The organism is Burkholderia singularis (genome assembly GCF_001718875.1).
GTDB classification, from domain to species: Bacteria; Pseudomonadota; Gammaproteobacteria; order Burkholderiales; family Burkholderiaceae; genus Burkholderia; species Burkholderia singularis.
In genome coordinates this window covers 872,679-894,832 of the sequence record NZ_CP013448.1, presented here as the reverse complement: position 1 = coordinate 894,832, position 22,154 = coordinate 872,679, and the positions used below count along the sequence as shown (strand labels likewise).

At 66.0% G+C, this 22,154-nt stretch carries 19 protein-coding genes; 3 read left to right on the top strand and 16 right to left on the bottom strand.

Annotated elements, in window-relative coordinates:
* Positions 1 to 254: 254 nt before the first annotated feature.
* On the bottom strand, positions 255 to 2,558 hold the full coding sequence (locus AQ611_RS04080) for an NADP-dependent malic enzyme (protein ID WP_059515882.1): 2,304 nt from the start codon (positions 2,556 to 2,558) through the stop codon (positions 255 to 257).
* Positions 2,559 to 2,743: 185 nt separating this feature from the next.
* On the opposite strand from AQ611_RS04080, the gene thiL reads away from it, so the two are divergent.
* The 3 genes from thiL to AQ611_RS04065 are packed head-to-tail and all read left to right on the top strand — an operon-like array spanning position 2,744 to position 4,863.
* Positions 2,744 to 3,745, top strand: a complete 1,002-nt coding sequence (thiL, locus tag AQ611_RS04075) for a thiamine-phosphate kinase (protein ID WP_069233777.1) — start codon at positions 2,744 to 2,746, stop codon at positions 3,743 to 3,745.
* Positions 3,735 to 4,316 (top strand): phosphatidylglycerophosphatase A family protein, encoded by a 582-nt coding sequence (locus AQ611_RS04070; RefSeq protein WP_069233776.1) that lies wholly within the window; start codon positions 3,735 to 3,737, stop codon positions 4,314 to 4,316. Before thiL ends, AQ611_RS04070 begins: the two co-directional genes overlap by 11 nt.
* Positions 4,317 to 4,362: 46 nt before the next feature.
* Entirely contained in the window at positions 4,363 to 4,863 is a 501-nt protein-coding gene (locus tag AQ611_RS04065) for a CinA family protein (RefSeq protein WP_059515876.1), read from the top strand.
* A 266-nt stretch (positions 4,864 to 5,129) separates the two neighbouring features.
* Here the strand turns inward: AQ611_RS04065 and pyrF are convergent, their stop codons facing one another.
* The 15 genes from pyrF to AQ611_RS03990 all read right to left on the bottom strand — a co-directional run bounded on the left by pyrF (position 5,130) and on the right by AQ611_RS03990 (position 22,130).
* Positions 5,130 to 5,957: an orotidine-5'-phosphate decarboxylase gene (gene pyrF, locus AQ611_RS04060; RefSeq protein ID WP_069233775.1), complete on the bottom strand. Its 828-nt coding sequence runs from the start codon at positions 5,955 to 5,957 to the stop codon at positions 5,130 to 5,132.
* Positions 5,958 to 6,362: 405 nt separating this feature from the next.
* Entirely contained in the window at positions 6,363 to 7,442 is a 1,080-nt protein-coding gene (locus AQ611_RS04055; RefSeq protein WP_069233774.1) for an aldose 1-epimerase, read from the bottom strand.
* A 48-nt stretch (positions 7,443 to 7,490) separates the two neighbouring features.
* Entirely contained in the window at positions 7,491 to 8,297 is an 807-nt protein-coding gene (locus tag AQ611_RS04050; protein ID WP_069235124.1) for an SDR family NAD(P)-dependent oxidoreductase, read from the bottom strand.
* A 35-nt stretch (positions 8,298 to 8,332) separates the two neighbouring features.
* Entirely contained in the window at positions 8,333 to 9,337 is a 1,005-nt protein-coding gene (gene araH / locus AQ611_RS04045; protein WP_059515870.1) for an L-arabinose ABC transporter permease AraH, read from the bottom strand.
* Positions 9,338 to 9,419: 82 nt separating this feature from the next.
* Entirely contained in the window at positions 9,420 to 10,931 is a 1,512-nt protein-coding gene (araG, locus tag AQ611_RS04040) for an L-arabinose ABC transporter ATP-binding protein AraG (RefSeq protein WP_059516110.1), read from the bottom strand.
* A 100-nt stretch (positions 10,932 to 11,031) separates the two neighbouring features.
* The gene (locus AQ611_RS04035; protein WP_069233773.1) at positions 11,032 to 12,027 is read right to left on the bottom strand and encodes an arabinose ABC transporter substrate-binding protein; all 996 of its coding nucleotides are present in this window, start codon (positions 12,025 to 12,027) and stop codon (positions 11,032 to 11,034) included.
* Positions 12,028 to 12,152: 125 nt separating this feature from the next.
* Complete coding sequence (locus AQ611_RS04030) at positions 12,153 to 12,932, bottom strand: SDR family oxidoreductase (RefSeq protein WP_069235122.1); 780 nt, start codon at positions 12,930 to 12,932, stop codon at positions 12,153 to 12,155.
* Positions 12,929 to 13,612, bottom strand: a complete 684-nt coding sequence (locus tag AQ611_RS04025; protein WP_069235123.1) for a 2-dehydro-3-deoxy-6-phosphogalactonate aldolase — start codon at positions 13,610 to 13,612, stop codon at positions 12,929 to 12,931. Before AQ611_RS04025 ends, AQ611_RS04030 begins: the two co-directional genes overlap by 4 nt.
* A gap of 51 nt (positions 13,613 to 13,663) precedes the next feature.
* Positions 13,664 to 14,680 (bottom strand): 2-dehydro-3-deoxygalactonokinase, encoded by a 1,017-nt coding sequence (locus AQ611_RS04020; RefSeq protein ID WP_069233772.1) that lies wholly within the window; start codon positions 14,678 to 14,680, stop codon positions 13,664 to 13,666.
* Entirely contained in the window at positions 14,677 to 15,585 is a 909-nt protein-coding gene (locus tag AQ611_RS04015; RefSeq protein WP_059516104.1) for an IclR family transcriptional regulator, read from the bottom strand. Before AQ611_RS04015 ends, AQ611_RS04020 begins: the two co-directional genes overlap by 4 nt.
* A gap of 262 nt (positions 15,586 to 15,847) precedes the next feature.
* Positions 15,848 to 16,246 carry an EF-hand domain-containing protein gene (locus AQ611_RS04010; RefSeq protein ID WP_059515860.1) on the bottom strand — a complete coding sequence of 133 codons (399 nt, stop codon included), beginning with the start codon at positions 16,244 to 16,246 and terminating at the stop codon, positions 15,848 to 15,850.
* Positions 16,247 to 16,333: 87 nt separating this feature from the next.
* On the bottom strand, positions 16,334 to 17,983 hold the full coding sequence (locus AQ611_RS04005; RefSeq protein WP_069233771.1) for a S10 family serine carboxypeptidase-like protein: 1,650 nt from the start codon (positions 17,981 to 17,983) through the stop codon (positions 16,334 to 16,336).
* Positions 17,984 to 18,364: 381 nt separating this feature from the next.
* The gene (gene mtgA, locus AQ611_RS04000; RefSeq protein WP_083237363.1) at positions 18,365 to 19,156 is read right to left on the bottom strand and encodes a monofunctional biosynthetic peptidoglycan transglycosylase; all 792 of its coding nucleotides are present in this window, start codon (positions 19,154 to 19,156) and stop codon (positions 18,365 to 18,367) included.
* A 20-nt stretch (positions 19,157 to 19,176) separates the two neighbouring features.
* A complete protein-coding gene (gene aroE / locus AQ611_RS03995; protein ID WP_069233770.1) occupies positions 19,177 to 20,049 on the bottom strand; it encodes a shikimate dehydrogenase in 873 nt (290 codons plus the stop codon).
* Positions 20,050 to 20,054: 5 nt separating this feature from the next.
* Positions 20,055 to 22,130, bottom strand: a complete 2,076-nt coding sequence (locus tag AQ611_RS03990; RefSeq protein WP_069233769.1) for a ribonuclease catalytic domain-containing protein — start codon at positions 22,128 to 22,130, stop codon at positions 20,055 to 20,057.
* Positions 22,131 to 22,154: the final 24 nt, after the last annotated feature.

Genomic DNA, 22,154 nt, shown 5'->3' with positions numbered 1-22,154 from the left:
CGAAAACAGCAACTGACAGCAAAATTTTTATCTCAATTAAGATAAAAATCTCCCGCATAGGGTAATATTAGCGCAGCGACGTCCACTGCGGCGGGTTCTGCCTCCTCGCCGTCCCTTGCGGCCCAAGGGGGGCGTTGTCTATTAGGGAAGGCTTCTCTCTGCTGCCATGCCCGACGGCGCGCCTGCGACAGGCGCGCCGTTTTTTTATCCGCGCCTATTCGCGCACAAAAACACCCAATTGCCGCCAATAGGCGTCAACGCGCCGCATTCACGTCCGCCACCAGCAATGCCGTCATGTTGACGATGCGCCGCACGGTAGCTGACTCGGTCAGCACATGCACCGGCTTCGCCGCGCCCAGCAAGATCGGTCCGATCGCGATATTGTTGCCCGCCGCGGTTTTCAGCAGGTTGTACGCGATGTTCGCCGCGTCGATATTCGGCATCACCAGCAGGTTCGCTTCACCCTCGAGCGTCGACTCGGGCAGGATTTCCTTGCGCAGCGCCGCATCGAGCGCGACGTCGCCGTGCATCTCGCCATCGACATGCAGATCGGGCGCACGTTCTTGCAAGATCGCCAGCGTATCGCGCATCTTCTGCGCAGAAGGCGCATTGCTCGTGCCGAAATTCGAGTGCGACAGCAACGCCACCTTCGGCTCGATGCCGAAGCGCCGCACCTCTTCGGCCGCCATGATGGTGATTTCAGCCAATTGCTCCGGGGTCGGATCGACGTTGACGTGCGTATCGACGAGGAAAATCTGCCGGCCGGGCAGCACGAGCGCGTTCATCGCGCCGTAGACGCTGCAGCCGTCGCGCTTGCCAATCACTTGGTCGATGAAGTGCAAATGGCGGTGCGTCGTGCTGATCGTTCCGCAGATCATTCCGTCCGCTTCGCCCTTGTTCACCAGCATCGAGCCGATCAGCGTCGTGCGGCGGCGCATCTCGACACGCGCCAGCTGCTCGCTGATGCCCTTGCGCGCCATCATCTTGTAATAGGTCTGCCAGAAATCGCGATAACGCTCGTCGTGCTCGGTGTTGACGACCGTGAAATCGACGCCCGGCGTAAGGCGCAGCCCGTAGCGCTGAATCCGGTGCTCGATCACGGCCGGACGGCCGATCAAAACCGGCTTCGCGAGATTTTCGTCGACGACGATCTGCACTGCGCGCAGCACGCGCTCTTCCTCGCCCTCCGCGAACACCACCCGCTTTCTCTCTGCGGGCGCGCTGCGCGCGAGCTGGAACACGGGCTTCATCGTCGTGCCGCTGTGATAGACGAACTGCTGCAAATGAACCTTGTATGCGTCCATGTCCTCGATCGGACGCGTCGCAACGCCGCCGTCCATCGCCGCCTGCGCGACCGCGGGCGCGATCGTCACGATGAGGCGCGGATCGAACGGCTTCGGGATCAGGTATTCAGGCCCGAACGACAGGTCCTGGATACCGTAGGCAGTCGCGACAATATCGCTCTGCTCGTGCTGCGCAAGCGCGGCGATCGCGTTGACCGCGGCGATCTCCATCTCGCGCGTGATCGTCGTCGCGCCGACGTCGAGCGCGCCGCGAAAAATGAACGGGAAGCACAGCACGTTGTTGACCTGATTCGGATAATCGGTGCGCCCCGTCGCGAGCACCGCGTCCGGACGCACTTCGAGCGCGACTTCCGGCAGGATTTCGGGCGTCGGGTTCGCGAGCGCGAGAATCAGCGGCCGTTCGGCCATCCCCTTGACCATCTCGGGCTTCAGCACGCCGCCCGCCGACAGCCCGAGGAAGATGTCGGCGCCGCCGATCACGTCCGTCAGCGTGCGCGCGTCGGTTTCGCGGGCGAAACGCTCCTTGTCCGGGTCCATCAGCTCCGTGCGTCCCTTATAGACGACGCCGGCGAGATCGGTGACGGTGATGTTCTCCAGCGGCAAGCCCAGATCGACGAGCAAATCCAGGCACGCGAGCGCGGCGGCGCCCGCGCCCGACGCGACCAGTTTCACGTTCTTGATGTGCTTGCCGACGACCTTCAGTCCGTTCGTGACCGCCGCCGCGACGACGATCGCGGTGCCGTGCTGATCGTCGTGGAATACCGGAATCTTCATCCGCTTGCGGCATTCGCGCTCGACTATGAAGCAATCCGGCGCCTTGATGTCCTCGAGGTTGATCCCGCCGAAGGTGGGCTCGAGCGCGGCGATCACGTCGACGAGCTTGTGCGGGTCGGACTCGTTGAGTTCGATGTCGAATACATCGATACCCGCGAATTTCTTGAACAGGACGGCCTTGCCCTCCATCACCGGCTTCGACGCGAGCGGGCCGATGTTGCCGAGGCCGAGTACCGCGGTGCCGTTCGTCACGACGCCGACGAGATTGCTGCGCGCGGTGAAGCGCGCGGCGTTCAGCGGATTCTCGACGATCTCCTCGCACGCGAACGCGACGCCTGGCGAGTAAGCAAGCGCGAGATCGCGCTGGTTGATCATCTGCTTGGTCGGCGCGATCGCCACTTTGCCGGGCGTGGGGAATTCGTGGTAGTCGAGGGCGGCTTCGCGAAGCTTGGCTTTGGGCGAGGAGGACGTGGTGGACATGAGTCTTAGCGGGATCAGCGGATTAGAATATCTGTTCGGCACAATTGTATCGCCAATCCCGCGCGCGAATTTGACGATTAAGGTTCGACAGTCACGACCGAAATGCGACGAATCCGCTGCGATCGCGGCGGATGCCGGCCCGAACCATCCTACAATGTGCGTCATCGCAACACTTGAACGCCCCCGTGCCCACCTCTTCTCTGTCGGAATTCTCGCTGATCGATCGCTTCTTCGCGCGCCGCGCGCAACGGCCGCGCGCGCGCGCGGCGCTCGGCATCGGTGACGATTGCGCGCTGCTCGCGCCGCAACTCGGCAAGATGCTGGCAATTTCAACGGATATGCTGGTCGAAGGGCGGCATTTCTTCGCCGATGTCGCGCCGGACGCGCTCGGGCACAAAACGCTCGCCGTCAATTTGTCCGACCTGGCCGCGATGGGCGCAACGCCGCGCGCATTCACGCTCGCCTGCGCGCTGCCGCGCGCCGATGCGGACTGGCTCGACGCATTCTCCAATGGCCTCTTCGCCCTCGCCGAGCGCCACGGTTGCGAACTCGTCGGCGGCGACACGACGAGCGGGCCGCTCAATCTGTGCGTGACCGTGTTCGGCGACGTCGCGGCCGGCGACGCGCTGCGCCGGGACGCCGCGCGCGACGGCGACGACGTCTGGGTGTCCGGCGTGCTCGGCGACGCGCGCGCCGGCCTTGGCGTGATCCGCGGCGAATGGCAAGCCGGCACGCGTGAGGCCGCCGTGTTCCGCGCGGCGCTCGAGCGTCCCGAGCCGCGCGTCGCGCTCGGCGTTGCGCTCGCGGGCATCGCACACGCGGCGCTGGACGTATCCGATGGCCTCGCGGGCGATCTCGCGCACATCCTGCGGCGCTCGAACGTGCATGCCGATATCGACGTCGATGCGGTGCCGCACTCGGCAGCGCTCGCGACGCTGCCCGCCGACGTGCGGCGGCGCTGCATGCTCGAAGGCGGTGACGACTACGAGCTGTGCTTCACCGCCGCGCGCAGCGCGCGCACTGCGATCGAGGCGGCCGGCGCGCGCGCCGGCGTCCGCGTCACGCGGATCGGTACAATACACGCGTTGTCCGCGCCGGCGCACGCGCCCGCCATCACATGGCGTGACGCATCGGGCGCGGCGCTTCCGCTCACGTTGCACGGTTTCGATCATTTCGATGCAAATTGACCCGACGCCCCGCCCGGCCGATAACGCCGGCGAGTCTGCCCGCCCGGCTAGCGCGCCCGCGCCGCAAGACACGCAGAAAACCGCGCGCCGCCGCGCTACCGTGCGTTTCATGTTCTCGCACCCGGTTCATATCGTGTCGCTCGGCTTCGGCAGCGGCCTCGCGCCGTTCATGCCGGGCACGTTCGGCACGCTGTTCGGCTGGCTGTCGTTCGTCGCGTTGAACCGCTATCTGACCGTGCCCGAATGGTGGGCGCTGATCGTCGCCGGCTTCTTCGCCGGCATCTGGCTCACGGGCTTCACCGCGAAGAAAATGGGCATCGCCGATCCCGGCCCCGCCGTCTGGGACGAAATCGTCGCGATCTGGCTCGTGATGCTGTTCGTCACGCCGGCCACGTTCGTCGAGCAGCTTTGGGCGTTCGTCGTGTTCCGCTTCTTCGATATGGTCAAGCCGCCGCCGATCCGCTACTTCGACCGCAATCTGAAAGGCGGCTTCGGCATCATGTTCGACGACCTGATCGCCGCGGTGATGACGCTGCTCGTGATCGCGCTGTGGCGCTCGTTTTTCCCGTAATGCCGCCCGCGGCTCAGTTCCCCGCGGCTCGCCCGGATTTCTTGCCATGCCAACCGACTCCGCCGTCCATCAACTCGCGATCAGCGCCGGCGACAAGCTGCGCGATGCCCATCTGACGCTCGCCACCGCCGAATCCTGCACGGGCGGGATGATCGCGGCCGCGATCACCGATATCGCCGGCAGCAGCGGCTGGTTCGAGCGCGGCTTCGTCACGTATTCGAACCTTGCGAAGGTCGAGATGATCGGCGTGCCCGCCGATCTGATCGACAAGCACGGTGCGGTGAGCGAGCCCGTCGCGCGCGCGATGGTCGAAGGGGCACTGCGCAACAGCCGCGCGCAGGTGGCATTGTCCGTCACCGGCATCGCGGGGCCCGGAGGCGGCTCCGAGTTGAAACCCGTCGGCACGGTATCGTTCGGCTGGAGCAACCGGCTGCACACGTCGGTTCAAACGTGCGTGTTCGCCGGCGATCGTGAGCAGATTCGCACGCAAGCGGCCGCGCACGCGTTGCGCGGCCTGATCAAGCTGATCGACGAGCAGGAGCGCTGAGCGAGTTGCGGTTCGTGGTTCGCCGCTTCGAACGTATTGCCTTGCTGGAATGCACCAAGCGCGGTCACGAACCGGTAGCGGCTCATGAGCCCTGGGCCGCCGCGCTGATTCACCGCCGGGCAAACCGCGCTTGCGCGCCGCGCACGGCCGATTCCTTCCGACCGCACGCAGCCTTCATCCGTCGGCGGGCCGTTCTCGCCGCCGGGCCTTGCAGGCGCATGCGCCGCCACCCGCCAGGCTGCTGCCGAGCGCTCAGCGCTCAACGCTCAGCGCTGGGCGTTGATCGCGTCGCGCGTCGCGCGCGCCGCATGCGCGGCCGCGTCGGCGAAATCGTCTTCGCGGCTCGCGTACAGGATCGCGCGCGACGAATTGATCATCATCCCGGCGCCGTCGGCGGTGCGGCCCGCCGAGACGGTCGCCGCCACATCGCCGCCCTGCGCGCCGATGCCAGGAATCAGCAGCGGCATGTCGCCGACGAGCCCGCGCACGATCTCGATCTCCTTCGGAAACGTCGCGCCGACGACGAGCCCGAGCTGCCCCGTCCGCTTGTTCCATTTGTCCGCCGCCAGCGACGCGACGACCTGATACAGCGGCCGCCCGCCCGTGTCGAGGAACTGCAGATCCGAGCCGCCCGGATTCGACGTGCGGCACAACACGATCACGCCCTTGTCGTCGTAGGCCAGGTACGGCTCGATCGAATCGAAGCCCATGTACGGATTGACCGTCACGGCGTCCGCGCGATAGCGCTCGAATGCCTCGCGCGCGTACTGCTCGGCGGTGCTGCCGATATCGCCGCGCTTCGCGTCGAGTATCACCGGCAGTCCCGGATGCTGAAGATGGATGTGCGCGATCAGCCGCTCGAGCTGATCTTCCGCGCGGTGCGCGGCAAAATATGCGATCTGCGGTTTGAACGCGCTCGCGAACGGCGCGGTCGCATCGACGATCTCGCGGCAAAAATCGAAGATCGCATCGGGCTGGTTCGCGAACTGCGCGGGAAACTTCGTCGGCTCCGGATCGAGACCGACGCACAGCAGCGAATTCGTGCGCTGCCAGGCGGCGCGCAACGAATCGATAAAGGTAGACGTGGAAGACATGGCGCTCACTCGCGACGGGGCGATTAAATCCGCGTATTTTACCCGCGCCGTTCCCGGATACCGTTTGCCGGTCGTGGTGTGGATCGGAGCGCGCGCGGCCGAGCACTGCAATGCGACGCGTGCAGTGCGCCGCGATCGCTCGATGGGCGATGGGCGGCATGACGCACGCTGCCCGGTTCATCAAAATCCGGTACGGCCGCGCTTCGCGGTCGCCGCAATTCGCCACGGTTCGATGCGGCCCGATCCTGCCCACGCCCGCCGCCCACGCCCACGCCCGCCGCCCTCCGCCCGCGCCTGCCGGCCGCCGCGCCGCTGCCCGCCAGCCCAGCCGGCTCGCCCAAGCCTCGCGCCATCCGCCGGGCCGCCCGGCGGCAAGCGGCGCATGCCGCACACCGCCGATGCGCGTCAGCCGAATGCCCGCGCGGCCGCCTGGCGCGCAACGGGCGCGGCGCGCGCATCGGTGCGCGCGACGGTAAAGCGAAAGCGGCGCGTGAGCCGCTCACCAGGCGCAAGCAACGTCATCCCGTGCGCAGCGCCGCCGCCCGGCAGATTCACCGCATCGATCGGATGATCGACGGGCTCGAAGCAGAAGAACGCTTGACCGGGCGGCGTGTAAAGCACATAGCAATCGGCGTCGGCCGCCACCGTCAGCGCGAGGCGGCGTAACGGCCAGGCGATCGTCGCGCCACCGCCCCAGCCGGTAAATGCGTGATTGACGAGCGTGTCCGGCAGCGGATACGCAATGCCGAAGCGCCATGCGGCCGGCGCGCCGATATGCCGCGACGGCAGCCAATCCGGCGTCGACAGCCACAGCCCGCTCGCGGCGGCCGCAATCTCGGTGGCCGCGTCGCGGACGATGAACGGATGCAAGCCGAGCCCGAACGGCAGGCGCATCGGCCCGGCATTCTCGACCGTGAGCGCGATCGTCAGCGTCGCGCCGTCGAGCGCGTAGATTTGCGTTGCGCGCAGCGCATACGGTTCGCCGTCGCTGAGATCGAGCGACAGCCGCAATTGCCGCGGTGTCGCGTCGTCGAGCTGCCAGCGCGCGAGCCAGCCGTCGCCGTGAATCGGCAGCGGTTCGGTGTCGCGATTACGCGGCACGCGCACGAGCCGCCCGTCGCACCGGAAGCGCCCTGCGCCGATCCGGTTCGAGTAAGGCAGCAACGGATAGCAGGCAAGCTCGTTCGGATCGGTGCGCGGCCCAGGCGCTTCGCAGCGGCGAAAGATTGGCGTGAGCACGCCGTCGTCGCGCCAGTCGAAGCGCGTGATGCCGCCGCCCAGATGCGGCGCGACGTCGAGCCTCAGCTTGTCGTTGGTCAGCGTCGCAATGGCCGCGTCGGCCGTGCCCAGGCCGGCGCCTCGCGCGACCTGCGACGTCTGCGGCCCCGCGCTCACCTGATGCGAGACGGCCGCGCGTCGCGCGCGGCGCGTCTGCCTGATCTGCATCGCATCGTCAACCGATGGCCGAATGTGCGTCGACGTCATGATTCGATTCTCCTGCTTCGTCCCGGGCCGCGCTCCCGGACGCAAACGTCATGCCCAGCCGCCGTCGACGACGATGTCCTGCGCGGTGATCATCCGGCTATCGTCGGCGGCAAGAAAGAGCGCCATTCTGGCGAGATCGTCGGGCAGCAGCTCGGCGTCCAGACACTGCCCCGCCTTGATCGCCGCGCGCCCCGCATCGTCGAGCCAAAGCCGGCGCTGCTTGTCGGTCATCACCCAGCCCGGCACCAGCGTATTGACGCGAATGCCGAACGGTCCAAGTTCGCGGGCGAGCCCGCGTGTCAAACCCTGCACCGCCGCCTTCGCAATCGCGTAGACCGGATAGCCGCCGTTCTTCAGCATCCAGCCGATCGAACCCAGATTGACAATCGAGCCGCCGCCTGCGCGCTTCATGTCGTCGATCACCGCCTGCGCGGCAAAGAACTGATGACGCAGATTCACCGCGATGCCAGCGTCGAACGACTCGGGCGTGACGGCGTCGATCGCATGGCGCGCGTCATTCGCCGCATTGTTGATGAGCGCCGTGATCGGGCCGATGCCCGCGCGCACCGTGTCGATCGCATCACGCAGCGCGCCGATGTCGGTGACGTCGCACGCGACGAACACCGGCGCGTGCGCGGCATGCGCAAGCCGGGCGGCGAGCGCCTCGCCCGCTTGCGCATCGAGATCGACGAACGCGACGCGCGCACGCTGCCGCACGAAATGCTCGACGAACGACGCACCGATTCCGGTCGCGCCGCCCGTGATCAGCACCGTGCGCTGCACGAGGCTCGGATAGCTCGCATCGCGCCGATGATCCGCGTCGCGCGCTTCGGGTTCCGAACGGTCGACATTCATTTCGTCATCCTTGTCGTCATGATGTGCCGCGGCGCTCAATCGCGCGCGCCGCGATTCTTCAACTGGTCGAGCAGCACCGCCGTCAGCAGAATCGCGCCGCGCACGAGATACTGGTAGAACGCATCGATATCGAGCAGGTTCATCACGTTTTCGACCGTGCCCATGATCAGCACGCCGATCACGACGCCGGAGATCGTCGCGCGCCCGCCCGCGAGCGACACGCCGCCCAGCACGCACGCGGAGATCACGTTCAGCTCGAAGCCCTGCGCGGCGTTGGGCTGGCCGGACGTGATCCGCGACGCGAGAATCACGCCGGCGAGCGCCGTCACCGCGCCTTGAATCAGGAAGATATAGACGCGCGTGCGCTCGACGTTGATCCCCGCGAGCCGCGACGCTTCCGGATTGCCGCCGATCGCGAGCGTGTTGCGCCCATAGACGGTCTGGTTGAGCAACACGCCGAACACGACGAAGCACACGAGCGTCACCCAGATCGGCAACGAAATCCCGGCGAACGTGAGGCCGCCGAGCGCGATGAACGTCTCCGACGATACCCCGACCGCCTGCCCTTTCGACACGATGAAACCCAGCCCGCGGACGATCTCCATCGTCGCGAGCGTCGTGATCAGCGCGTTGATCCGCAAATACGCGATCACCGCGCCGTTGACGAAGCCGATTGCCGCGCCCGCGACCACGGCCGCGGCAATCGCGACGAACGTGTTGTTGGTCGCGTTGAGCACGATCGCGCACAGCACGCCCGAGAACGCGACCGTCGAGCCGATCGACAAATCGAAATCGCGCGACGCGAGGCAAAACATCATCGTGCAGGCGACCATGCCGATCTGCGAGATCGACAGCGCAAGGCCGAGCATGTTGTCGATCGAGAAGAAGTGATCGACCGTCAGCGACATCACGACGAACATCGCCGCGAAGATCGCAACGAGGCTGTACTCGGCGATCTGCTGACGCCAGCGCTGTTGCTCGCCGGCGCGCGCGATGCTCGCGGGCGGCGCGGCTTGTGGAAGATTCTCTCTGATTTGCATGTGGTTTGCTCCTCTGCAGGCGGCAGTTTCGCCGCCGTTGTCTACCTTCGGCTCACCGGGCTGCGCATCGCGGTGTTTCCCGTCATGCCGCGCGCGCCGCGCCGCCCTGCGGCAACGCAAGATTGAGCACTGCCTCTTCGGTGGCGCTCGCGCGCGCCAGCTCGCCCGCGATGCGCCCTTCGCGCATCACGACGATCCGGTCCGACACGCCGAGCACCTCCGGCAATTCCGACGACACCATCACGATCGCGCAGCCGCGCTGCGCAAGCGCGTAGATCACGCCGTAGATCTCGTGCTTCGCGCCGACGTCGATGCCGCGCGTCGGCTCGTCGAGAATCACGACTTTCAGCTCCGGCTCGGCAAGCCAGCGCGCGAGAATCGCCTTTTGCTGATTGCCGCCCGACAAAAAGCGGATCTTCTGCCGGCGGTTAGGGGTCTTGATCTTCAGCATGTCGATGAAACGCTCGGCGGTTTCGGCCTCGCGCTTGCGATCGAGAAACAGGCCCGCGCGCAGCGTATGCCGCCGGCAACTGATATTGATGTTCTCGGCAACCGACGCCTGCGCGACGATCCCCTCCTCCTTGCGATCCTCCGGGCACAGCACGATCCCGTGGCGGATCGCGTCGCGCGTCGAGCGAATGTCGAGCGGCTTGCCGTCGAGCGCGAGCGTGCCGCCCGTTTTGCGATCCGCGCCGTAGATCACGCGCATCAGCTCGCTGCGCCCCGCGCCGACGAGCCCGAAAAAGCCGACGATCTCGCCCGCGCGCACGTCGAAGTTCGCGCCCGCGCTCAACGCGCCGCCCGCAAGCGCATTCACCGACAAGCGCACGTCACCGAGCGCGCGCGGCGCATAGTGATAGATGTCGCTGATCTCGCGGCCCACCATTTGCCGCACGAGCGTCTCGCGCGGCACGTCGGCGAGCGACGCATGCGAGGCCACCTGCCGGCCGTCGCGAAAGATCGTGCAGGCGTCGCAGAGCCGGTAGATCTCGTCCATCCGGTGGGAGATATAGATGAGCGCGCGGCCGTCGCGGCGCAGATCGTCGACGAGTTTGAACAGCACCTCGGTCTCGCGGTGCGACAGCGAGCTGGTTGGCTCGTCGAGCGCGATCACGCGCGCGTTGCGCAGCAGCGCCTTGCAGATCTCGACCATCTGGCGCGCGCCGATCGACAGCTGCCGCAGCTTCGCGTTCGGATCGAGATCGACGCCCATCGCCGCGAGCCGCTCGCGCACGAAACGTAGCGCATCGCGCTTCTTGACCCAGCCGAGCGTTTGCGGCAACCGGCCAAGCAGCAGGTTTTCCGCGACCGTCAGGTCGGGCACGTACTGCAATTCCTGATGAATCACCGCGATGCCCGCCGCGATCGACGCCGCCGCGCTCGAAAAGCGCATCGCGCGGCCATCGACCAGCACGCTGCCCGAATCCGGCTGATATTCGCCGCCGAGAATCTTGAGCAGCGTCGATTTGCCCGCGCCGTTCTCGCCCATCAAACCATGCACCTGCCCCGCGCGCACATCGAACGAGATGCCGTCGAGCGCGCGCACGCCGGGAAAGACCTTGCCGATATTGTCGAAACGCAGTACCGCTGCCACGTCGCCTCCGTCTGCCGCCATCCAATCAATCGGATTGCCCTGTGCATTGCCGCCGCGCCGCGCCGCGCGCGGCCGCAACACTCACCGCGCCGCGCGGCGCTTACTTCGCGGCAAGCCCCATCGTCTCGCGCACCTGGCCGACGTTGTCGCGCGTCGCGAGCATGCCGGTCGTGAGCGTGAGCGGCGGCGGCGCCTTGCCTTGCGTAATCCACGCGTACATCAGCTCCGACGTCTCCTCGCCATGCCGCTTCGGGCTGATGATGACGGTGCCGAAAAAGCCCGTCGGCTGCGGCTTCTTGAATTCGTTCAACGCCGAATCCGAGCCGCCGATGCCGATGCCGATCATGTCGGCCGCCTTGAAGCCGCGCCCTTCGGCCGCGCGCACCGCGCCGAGCACCGCTTCGTCGTTCAGGCCGTATGCGACCCAATGCTTGAACTGCGGATGCTTCGTGAGCGCGATGTTCGCCGCGTTGAATGCGTTCTCGGTATCGGTTTTCGCCTGCGGCGCGGCAATCACGTTCGCCTTCGGAAAGCCCGCCGCGACGAGCGCGTCGGTCGCGCCCGCCGTGCGATCGTGCGCGGTCGGCAATTGCTCATACGTGATGTCGATCGCGCCGACTTCGTTGACGTTCCAGCCGCGCTTCTTGATCTCGGCCGCGATGCCGTTGCCGACCTGCTTGCCGATGTCGTAAGCGGAAATGCCCATGTGCGGCACCGATTCGATCGGCTTGCCGCCGCCGTCGACGAGACGATCGTCCACGGTCATCATCTTCAGATTGTGCGACTTCGCTTTCGCGACGATGCCCGGCCCGAGCTTCACGTCGGGCGTGCAAATGACGAAGCCTTGCGCTTTCTGCGCGGCGAGATTGTCGATCGCGCTCATCACCTTTTCGCCGGAAGGCGCGCCGATCTTCACGAGCGTAAAGCCCTTGTTTTTCGCGGCAAGCTCGGCGAATTTCCACTCATCCTGAAACCACGGCTCTTCCGGTTGCTTGACGAGAAAGCCGATCTTCACCGGGTCCGCCGCGTGCACGGGTGCGCCTGCAGCCGCGGCCATCGCGGCCGCCGCCAACGTGATGAACATTCTGCGTTTCATGTTGCTTGTCTCCTGATTGTCTCCGTCGACGGAGTGCCGGCTGCTTCATTGTCCCGACGCGGCGCGTGCAGCCGTCGCGCGCCGCGTTCGCGCACCGTCCGCCGGAGCGGACGTGCGCGAGCGAATCAGTCGTGATACAGCGTCGCTCGGCCGCCGTCGATCGTGATGCAAGTCGCGTTGATGAACGGCGCCTCGTCCGAAGCGAGGAATACCGCAGTCATCGCGACTTCGTCGGGGCGGCCGATCCGCTTCATCGGCGAAAGCGCAAGCGTTTGCTGCCGCGCCATCGCCGGATCGGGTTGCGCGTCCCACCAATCGCGCGTCGCCTGCGTTTCGATGTAGCCCGGCGCGATCGCGTTCACGCGCACGTTGCGCGCCGCATACTCGATGCCGAGCGCGCGCGTGAGACCCAACACGCCATGTTTGGCGACCGGGTACGGAAAGCATCCCGGAATGATCTTGAACGCATGCGTCGACGCGATATTGACAATGCTGCCGCGCCCGCGCTCGACCATGCCCGGCAGCGCCGCGCGGCAGCCGTTCCATACGCCATCGAGATCGACCGAAAGGCAGCGGCGCCACGCGTCGTCGGCGAGCGTGAGCGGATCGTCGAACACGTTGATGCCGGCATTGTTGACGAGCACGTCGAGCGGGCCGAACAGCCGCTGCGCATCGGCGCACGCAGCCGTTATCGACTCCGCCTGCGTCACGTCGGTCTGCACCGCCAGCACGCGCGCGCCGGCAACGTCGCGTTCGATCTCGCCGGCCGTCTCGCGAGCAAGCGCGGCATCGAGTTCCGCCAGCACCACCGCAGCGCCTTCGCGCGCAAACGCATGGGCGATCGCCGCGCCGATGCCGCGCCCCGCGCCCGTCACGAGCGCGACCTTGCCCGCGAGCCTATTCACCGCGCCGCTCCGTTGCGCGCGATCTGCCATCCATCGACGAACGCCTGCGCGCGCGTCGCGGTAAGGGCGCTCGGCTGCCCCGGCGCATACAGCGCCGAGCCGATTCCGAAGCCGCTTGCACCGGCCGCGAGATACGCGCCCATGTTGTCGGGCGCGACTCCACCGACCGGCACGATCGGCACCCGTGCATCGATCACCGCCCGCCATGCCTTGAGCGTCACCGGCCCGAGCTGTTCGGCGGGAAACATCTTCAATACGTCGGCGCCGCTTGCGAGGGCGGCGAACGCTTCGGTCGGCGTCGCGACGCCGGGCGCGCACGCGATATCGAGCGCTTTCGCGCGGCGCACGACCTGCGCATCCGCATGCGGCATCACAATCAGGTTGCCGCCCGCGCGCGCGACTTCGTCGACATACTCTGCGCGCAGCACGGTGCCCGCGCCGACGATCGCATCGGCGGGCAGCGCTGCGCGCAAGGCGGCGATGCTGTCGAACGGATCGGGCGAATTGAGCGGCACCTCGACGATTCGAAAGCCGGCGTCGTAAAGTGCCGCGCCATGCGCGGCCACCTCGGCTGGCGTGATGCCGCGCAGGATCGCCACCAGCGGACATTCGGCCAGCGCGCGCATCAGGCCGCGATGCGGCTCGTATGGCGCGGGAAAGCGATATTTTTCAGCATCCATCTGCGACATTTCCTCCAGCGGTCCAGTCCATCGGCTCGCGTGCGGCTTGGCTTATGACGGCCGGCGAAGCCGCTCGGCCGCCATGCCGACCAGTCCGGCCCGCGTCGCAATGCACCACAGGCCGCGCTCGGCCGCCTGCTCGACGGCGCGCGCGCCGTCGCAATCGAATGCCGCGAGCGCGCGCAGATAGCGTTCGCACAACGCGCTCGCGCCGACGATACGCGGCGCGAGCGACGCCAACGACGCCCCCTGCTTCGCGAGCAGCACGTCGAGCGCGCTCAGTTCGTGACCGATCAGCAGTCCGGACAGATAATCGCCTTGCGCGCGCGGCGTAAGCCGGCCGGTCAATCCAAGCGTGCGCGTGCTGAACAATGTCGCGAGCAAACCCTCGTCGCGCCTGCCGCGGGCGGTGCGCACGCCGCGACCGAACGCGTCCCAATCGGCGGCGTCCGACGGCTGCATCGTGCGGCCGAGAATCGTGTGCTCGCGCAATGCCGCGTACAGCTCGCCCGTCATATAAGTGCGGAACCACTCGATCCGGCCGTCGCACACCCACGCCCATTTCGCATGCGTGCCGGGCAGGCCGATCAACGCGCCTGGGCGAGCGAGCGCGAGCGACGGCTCGGCGGCGAGCGCGCCGACGATCTGCGTCTCCTCGCCGCGCATCACGTCCGGCAGATCACCCGGCGACAGCGCGCCCGGCACGATCGCAAGGGTTGCGCCGCGCACGGTCTTCACGCGCACGAGACCCGCTGCGAACCCGTCAGCGGTGGCCGGCACCGGCACATACGGCGCCTCGCGCCATCCCTGCGCACTGCCAACCATCCCGGATGCGAGCGCCGGCACATCCGGCTTGCGATCGAGCCATGCGCCGCACGCACGCTCGAACGCCTCATCGAACACCTGCGGCGCCCGTGCTCCGTCTGCGCCTCCGGGCAGGCTCATCACGCCCGCCGCGTCGGTCCGCGTATCGAGCACGGAGCCGTCAACGGCGAACAGATACGCGCGCAGCGACGTGGTCCCCCAATCGAGCCCGATCAGCGCGGGCGTATCCCAGGCCGCCGTCATCGCTTGATCCGGCGCGTGGCTTGCGGCGCGCTCCAGCCGAGATCGGCCGAAATCGCACGCGCGGTCCGATGCACGAGCGGCACCAGCTCGTTCATCCGGTCAAGCGACATATAAGGAATCGTGCTCGCGACCGACAGGCCGGCGACGATCGCCCCCGACGCATCGCGCACGGGCGCCGCGACGCAACGAATCGACGTTTCGTTCTCCTCGAGATCGAACGTATAGCCGCCCGCCGCGTAATGGGCCATACGTTGCAGGAACGTGCCAACGTCGGGCCGACGGTCGGGCTTGAAATTCACGCCCGACAGAGCGCGCTTTGCTGCTTCGAACAGCGTGCGCCACATGTCGGGATCGAGATCGAGCATCAGCGCCTTGCCTATGCCGGTCGACGCGAGCGGCATCCGATGACCGATCCGCGAGCGCATCTCGAGGCCGCGCGTGCCGGGAATTTTGTCGATGTAGAGCACGTCGTCGCCGTCGCGCACCCCCAGATGAATCGTGTCGAGCGTCGCTTGAGCGAGCGCGTCGAGATGCGGGCGGGCGACCGCCGTAAGCGGCATCTGTTCGAGCGCGATCGTGCCGAGCTCGATCAGTTTCGGGCCGAGCAAATAGCCGCCCTGCACCTGGCGCAGATAACGCGCCTGCGCGAGGCTGCTCACGAGCCGGTGCGTCGTACTGCGGGTCGTGCCGAGCGCGGCGGCGATCGCACGCATGTCGCGCGCGCCGCCGGCCACCGCTTCTAGAATCGCCAGCCCGCGCAGCAGCGTCTGCGTGCCCGCCTGCTGAGCGGCGAGATCGAGCGGCGTGCCGGTTGCGCCGATGCTGTCCGCAAGTGCGGCATCGGGCGTCGCGCAATGCGCGTCGGGCGTGTCGTTCAGGGCAAGCGTCATGGGCAATTTGTTCATGATGCGATCAACTCCGGCAAACCGGATGGGCAAGCCCTCGGTCTCGCGAAGGCCACGCATCCGCCGAAGCATGTCGATGTGCTTCGGATTGTAGGGGGGGCAGTCGTGATATCCAATATTTGAGTGTTTGTCTCATATATTGGGAGATTCGTACGCCGTTGCATAACGGGGCGCGGATGAAAAAACGGGCTGAGCCGGTTGTCCGGCCAAGCCCGCTTGCCTATTGCCAGCTTCGCGCGCGTCGCGCAGTCGCTAGATGTGCTTATTGTCGCGTCGCGCTTTGCGACTGGAGATAGCGTTGCACGTCGGAAAACGACACGCGCCCCGTCCGGTTCACGTCGATCTGCTTGAAGTTTTTCGCGACATAGCCAAGGCCCGCAGCCTTCGCCTGCGCTTCAGTCAAACCTGCATTGCCGGCATCGGCCGCCGCGAACTGGCGCTGCAGCTTGCGCACGACCTGCGCGTGCAGTTCGTCGCCGGTGGTTTGCGTGCCGGCCGTCGGCTTGCGGGCGGCGGGCGGCACGTATGGATCGCCCAATTGCGCCTGCCCGTGGCGGGCCGGTTGCGTGTCACTTGCCGCTTGCTGGGCAAAAGCGGTTTGCGTCAGCGCGAAGCCCGCGGCGGCAAGCACCGTCCAGGCAACTAGCGATTGGATGTTCATATCAGCTCCGATCAGAAATGGGGTCGTCGTGGTCCGCCGCGCACGGCGCTCGAGCGCCCCTGCGCGACGGACATGGGCCAGCCGGCATCATCGAGCAGCCGGCGCCGCGTTATAGAACGTCACCAGATCGCCCTTTTCCTGCGGCCGCGACGTATCGTCCAGATAGACCATATGGCCGCCCTGATAATCTTTGATCGTCAGATTGGGCTGCGAGCCGAGACGGGCAAGATCGAGTTCCGTCTGATAAAACGGCGTCGCGATATCGTGGTAACCGTTCAACGACAGGATCTTCAAAGAAGGATTGAGCGTAAGCGCCGCAGCCAAATCCGGAATCGTGTCGGGCATCGACAGGCCGTCGTGGCTCCAATCCCACGTATTGATCGCGTTGCTGTCCACCGAATAGGACGTTTGCGCCGAATACTTCAGTTCGTTCGGCAAATAGGCGCCGATCGTGTCGGTGAACGGCTTCGTGATGAAAGTGCTCGACGGATCGCCTTCGGCCGCGAGCGGGCTGTTGATCGGCGCGTTCACGCGCGCATCGTAGCGGCCGATCAGCGTGCCCGGGATCAACGCAATCTGATAGCTATTGTCGTAATAGGTCGGCAGCAGGTTGAAATCCTTGTTCCACAACGCCCTCTGCGCGCCAGTCGCATTCGACATCTGCGTCACCAGCGTCGGCCCAGGCGGCGTGTGATTCGCGAGATACGCATTGACGGCCGGCGAATAGGTGCCCGCCGTGAGCAAGCGCATCTGGTCCGCGTACTGCACGGTGTCGGAAGGATTCGGATTGTCGAGCTTGTAATAGGCACCAATCTCGCCGTAGCTCGGTACAAAGCCGGCACAACTGATCGACGTCGTGCCCTGCATCGATTGGCTGTTGCTGCCGCTGTTGTTGACGGTGCCGTTGTTCGTGCTCGCCATGTCGCAGTTGCTGTTGTAGTTCAGGATCGACGATTGCAGCACGATCCCGGCAAGATTCACGCCGGCGGTCTCGAGCAGATTCGCGAGCACGTCGGTGCGCGGCGTGCCGTATGATTCGCCGAACAGATATTTCGGCGAATCGCCGCGCTTGTTCGCGGCCAGATAGCGGACCACGAAATCGCGGAATAGGCCGGCGTCCTGGTCGACACCCCAGAACGTTTGGTTCGTGTTCGGCGCGATCGCCTCCGAATAGCCGGTGCCGACTGCGTCGACATAGACGAGATCAGTCGTGTCGAGCAGGGTTTCCTGGTTTTCGACGAACGGGAACGACGCGTTGTTGGCGTTCGGATCGCCGGTGACGATGCGCTTCGGCCCGAACGAGCCGAGGTGCAGCCACACGGTCGACGAGCCGGGGCCGCCGTTGTAGAAGAACGTGACGGGGCGCTTGCTGGCGCTCTGGTTGTCGGCGGTATACGCGACGTAGAAGACCGACGCCTCGGCAGCGCCCGTCTGCGGATTGCGCGCGATCAGATGGCCTGCGGTCGCGGTATAGCTGATCGTCTTGCCGTTGACCGTGATTTGATGATGCGTGACCGCGGCACGCTCGAGCGCCGCCGACGCCGGCAGCGACGCGCCGGGCTCGGAAGAATAACTGTTGGGATCTTGATATGGCTGGTCGACGCTGGTGGCGCTTGTCGATGCGTCCGCGCTCGCGGCGATTTTCGCACCCGGCCCGGCATCGTCTCCATTACACGCTGCAAGCAACAGCGTGGAGAACGTCGCGGCTAATAGCAGCTTCGCTTGACGTGCTGGCATAGTCGTTTTCCTTCTCTCTCAGTTTTTTGTCGAGCAGCCGGATAGGCGCCCCCTACCTTGTTACATCGGCTCGATAAGCCAAGGTGACGGCCAATATACTCGACAACTTTCGATTTGGAAAACGGCCAAATCTTCGAAAGAAATTAGGTTTACTTAATTCTTTCAATTTTATTTGTCATTCTGACAAACCATGCGCCAAACTGGCTTTTATGCCGCGTTTTATCAACGAAACCGCATTGAAAAGAAGCAATCGCGTTGCCGATTCGATATCCGATCGGCAGCGCGCAGGTAAATTAATCAGCTAAGCGAAATAAATAAAGGATTACCCGTATTCACGGCATGCCGGCGCCGAAAGCTTGAGGCGGCGAGCCACCGAGCCTGTCAGGGCGATGCGGGCAACTCCGCCGCGCCCATCCGCCGCATGATTACGCCGGTGCGCTGCGCGAGATAAGGCGAGCCGCGATGCGTATCGAAATATTTAGGATTCGGCAGCATGACCGCGAGGCGCGCCGCCTGCCACGCCGAGAGCCGGCTCGCCGGCAGCCGATAGTAGTACTGTGCAGCCGCCTGCGCTCCATAGACCCCTCGGCCGAACTCGACCGAGTTCAAATAGATCTCGAAGATACGCTCCTTGTCGAGCAGCGTCTCCAGCATCCAAGTGATGATGAGTTCCTGCCCCTTGCGGATATAGCTTTTTTCTCTCGACAGGAACAGGTTGCGCGCGAGCTGCTGCGAGATCGTCGAGCCGCCCGACACGATCCGGCCGCGCGCCCGGTTCTTCTCCCAGGCTTGCAGGATGGCGTCAATTTCGTAGCCCGAATTGTTCGCAAAATCCGCATCTTCGGATGCGATCACCGCGCGCTTCAGATTGCGCGAGATGCGCTCGTATGGCACCCATTGATGCCGGATCGACACGGCCGGCTGCTCGGCCGACAGACGCCAAGCGTCCGCGCGCATAAAGGCGCTCGATCCGGGATCGAGCGCCGCCCAGATCGCGATCTGCACAAAATAATAGAGTTGGGTCGCGCACCATGCGCCGCCGAGCACGCCACCCGCATACGCAAACCAGCGCGCCAGGCCATTCTTGCGCGCACGGCCTGCTCCATATGCCGCCGGCATGGCCTCCTGCACCGGCGAGGCAGACGAAACAGGCGAAACGGCGTCGTTGCGCATCGGCGTGCCGCCTCGCACACTCAATGCGACGCTGGCGCCGCCAGCGCAGCGCGCAATGCGGCAAGCACGGGCGCGCTATCGGGCCGCACGCCGCGCCACACCAGGAACGATTCCGCCGCCTGCTCGACGAGCATCCCCAGCCCATCCGCCACACGCGCACCGAGCGTGCGCGCGTGTTCCATGAAGACGGTCGGCCGCGCGCCGTACATCATGTCGTAAGCGAGCGTCGCCGGTCCGAACGCGGCGGCGTCGCATTCGGGCAATGCCGCATCGAGGCTGCCCGCTGTCGCATTGACGATCACGTCATAAGGCTCGCGCTCCACCTGCTCGGCGCCGCCGCCCGCAAGCAGGCAGCCCGCGTCGCGCGCCGCCGCTGCGAACTGGTCGACGAGCCCTTGCGCCTTGTTCGCCGTTCGATTGACGATCGTCAGCACGGCCGGCCCGCGCTCGAGCATCGGCAGCACGACACCGCGCGCCGCGCCCCCAGCGCCGAGCAGCAAGATCCGCGCGCCCGCGAGGCTCACGCCGAGATTGGTCTCGATATCGCGCGTCAAGCCGGCGCCGTCGGTGTTGTCGCCGAACACGCCGGTTTCGTCGAAGCGCAGCGTGTTCACCGCGCCCGCTGCCATGGCACGCGGCGACAGCGTATCGGCAAGCGCATGCGCATCGAGCTTGAACGGCACTGTGACGTTTAACCCGCGGCCGCCCTGCGCGGCAAATTCACGCACGGTCGTCACGAAGCCGTCGAGCGGTGCGAGCAGGTGCGCGTATTCGATCGCCTCGCCGGTCTGCTCGGCAAAGCGCGCGTGAATGAACGGCGATTTGCTGTGGGCGATCGGATTGCCGATCACCGCATAACGGTCGTGCGCGCGCTCGCCGCCTCCGGCAATCATTGCGCTCACGGCGCAGGCTCCGCACCGCCGGCCGACGCGCCGCCGTCGCCCGCCTCGCTGCCCGCCTCGGCAAGCGCTTGCGTGTCGCTTTCGGCGGATTCTCCGGCTGCGTCGAGCAGCGCATCGCCGGCCGCTTCGGTATCGTCGTCATCGTCGGCAGGCTCGCCACTCGATACCGTCGGCGCGTCGAGCACGCTCACGAGCCGTACCGACGCCTCGACCGTCAGCTCGTCGATCGACATCACGTCGAGCAGCACGCGCGTGCCGCGCGCATGCACGCCGAGCGCAGGCACGTGCAGCAGCAGCGGCACTTCGTCCAGCCGCACGAGATCGCCCTTCACGACGGTCGCGCTTACCTGCTTGCGGCCTTCCTGCTTGATCCAGCGCAAACACCAGAAATACTCCATCCGGCGCTGATGATCGGCATAGGCGGCATACGTATCGTCAAACCCCTGCACGACCGCGTACAGATCCGCGTCCTTCGGCTTGAACGGCGCGGCAAGCTTCGCCGTCACGCCGTGCTGCACGCACGCGAGCAGTTGCCATTGGTTGACGAGGTCGACATAGCGGCGCAGCGGCGACGTGCTCCATGCGTATTGCGGCACGCCGAGCCCTTCGTGAGGCGCGGCGCTCGTCTGCATCCGCGTGCGCTTGGGCCCGCTCGGCATGCCGAACGCGCGCTGCGTGCGATAGATTCCCGGCACGCTATGATCGTGCAGGAACGCGCCCCACGTCGAATTGGCCAGGATCGCGAGTTCGGACACGATCAGATCGAGCGGCGAACCGCGCCGGCGCGGCGTGATCGTCACATGCTCGCCTTCGACGTAGAAATTGAAATCGGTGTTGCGCTGCACCTCGCGCTTCAATCCGTAGCCTGCGCGCGCGACCTGACGCTTTTCGAAGAGCGCCTGCGCGAGCGGCCAGAGCACCGCGATATCGTCCTTATGCGGATAGTCGCCCGTGCCAGCCGCCAGCGACTCTTCGGTCACCAGTTCGTCGAGCGTGTTGTGCCGCAGGTTGCTCTTCACGTACACCAACTCGGCGCGCGTTTCGTTCGCGACGATCTCCTGCGTGTCGCGGTTCACGATGATGTAGAGCGACAGCGCCGGGCGATAGTCGCCCTCTTTCAGCGTGAAGATGTCAACGACGTCGTCCGGCAGCATCGTGATCTTGTCGCCGGGCATATAGACGGTCGACAGCCGCGCGCGCGCGATCGCGTCGATCGGGTCGCCGCGCGTAATGCCGAGCGCGGGCGCCGCGATATGCACGCCGATCCGCACGCGGGCGTCCGCCAAATGCTCGACCGAGAACGCGTCGTCGATCTCGGTGGTCGTGATGTCGTCGATCGAGAACGCGCTGACGTCCGCGCGCGGTAGATCGTCCGGCAGCTTGCCGACGGACACGCTCGGAAAGCCCGTGCCATGCGGAAAGTACTCGGCAAGAAAACGCGCCTCATGCAGCGCGCGCGCCGACGCAATCCCGCCGCAATCGAGCATCAGCCGCGCCGGCGACACGCCACGCGCGGCGGCGGCCGCCTCGAGCGCCTTGTATTCGATCGAATTCTTGTCCGGCTTCGTCAGCAGATTCAGCGCGCGGCCGACGAACGCGTCGGGCAGCCGCCCCGCCTTCAGCTCTTCCTCATAGCCGGCTTGCACGAGCGCCTGCTGACGCTTGCGCTCGAGCGCGGCAAGCGCCATCTGGAGCTGCTCTTGCGGCGCGCGCTGATACTGGCCCCGCCCCTTGCGGCGAAAATAAACGGGCGAGCCATGCAGGCGCAGTACAAGCGCGGCACGTTCGACAGGACCATAATCCGCGCCGAAATATTCGTCAGCCAGCGTCGAGTACGCGAATTCGTCAGCAGGCGCGCACTCCCACAGAAAATCCGGGTCGATCTGCTGCGCTGCCTCGTCCGCCTGCTGCATCAGTTCGCCTGCGGCGGGCTTGTCGAATTCGATCAGCACATCCTTCGCGCGTACCTTCGCGCGCCGACCGCCCGGCAATTCGACCTGAAACGCGTCGCCCTGCCGAGACAGCACACTGCCGGCCTTGAAACTGCCCGATTCCTCGAAGAAAACGTTCACTCAATACTCTCGTCTTTCGTTCAG

Excerpts from the sequence above, each read along its gene's own strand:
- aroE (WP_069233770.1), bottom strand. The coding sequence starts at position 20,049 with ATGATTGCCGGAGGCGGCGAGCGCGCGCACGACCGTTATGCGGTGATC.
- AQ611_RS04035 (WP_069233773.1), bottom strand. The coding sequence starts at position 12,027 with ATGAAACGCAGAATGTTCATCACGTTGGCGGCGGCCGCGATGGCCGCG.
- AQ611_RS04070 (WP_069233776.1), top strand. The coding sequence starts at position 3,735 with ATGCAAATTGACCCGACGCCCCGCCCGGCCGATAACGCCGGCGAGTCT.
- AQ611_RS04055 (WP_069233774.1), bottom strand. The coding sequence starts at position 7,442 with ATGACGTCGACGCACATTCGGCCATCGGTTGACGATGCGATGCAGATC.
- AQ611_RS04005 (WP_069233771.1), bottom strand. The coding sequence starts at position 17,983 with ATGCCAGCACGTCAAGCGAAGCTGCTATTAGCCGCGACGTTCTCCACG.
- AQ611_RS04025 (WP_069235123.1), bottom strand. The coding sequence starts at position 13,612 with ATGGATGCTGAAAAATATCGCTTTCCCGCGCCATACGAGCCGCATCGC.
- AQ611_RS04015 (WP_059516104.1), bottom strand. The coding sequence starts at position 15,585 with ATGAACAAATTGCCCATGACGCTTGCCCTGAACGACACGCCCGACGCG.
- pyrF (WP_069233775.1), bottom strand. The coding sequence starts at position 5,957 with ATGTCTTCCACGTCTACCTTTATCGATTCGTTGCGCGCCGCCTGGCAG.
- mtgA (WP_083237363.1), bottom strand. The coding sequence starts at position 19,156 with ATGCGCAACGACGCCGTTTCGCCTGTTTCGTCTGCCTCGCCGGTGCAG.
- araH (WP_059515870.1), bottom strand. The coding sequence starts at position 9,337 with ATGCAAATCAGAGAGAATCTTCCACAAGCCGCGCCGCCCGCGAGCATC.
- AQ611_RS04080 (WP_059515882.1), bottom strand. The coding sequence starts at position 2,558 with ATGTCCACCACGTCCTCCTCGCCCAAAGCCAAGCTTCGCGAAGCCGCC.
- AQ611_RS04065 (WP_059515876.1), top strand. The coding sequence starts at position 4,363 with ATGCCAACCGACTCCGCCGTCCATCAACTCGCGATCAGCGCCGGCGAC.
- AQ611_RS04010 (WP_059515860.1), bottom strand. The coding sequence starts at position 16,246 with ATGAACATCCAATCGCTAGTTGCCTGGACGGTGCTTGCCGCCGCGGGC.
- AQ611_RS04050 (WP_069235124.1), bottom strand. The coding sequence starts at position 8,297 with ATGAATGTCGACCGTTCGGAACCCGAAGCGCGCGACGCGGATCATCGG.
- AQ611_RS04020 (WP_069233772.1), bottom strand. The coding sequence starts at position 14,680 with ATGACGGCGGCCTGGGATACGCCCGCGCTGATCGGGCTCGATTGGGGG.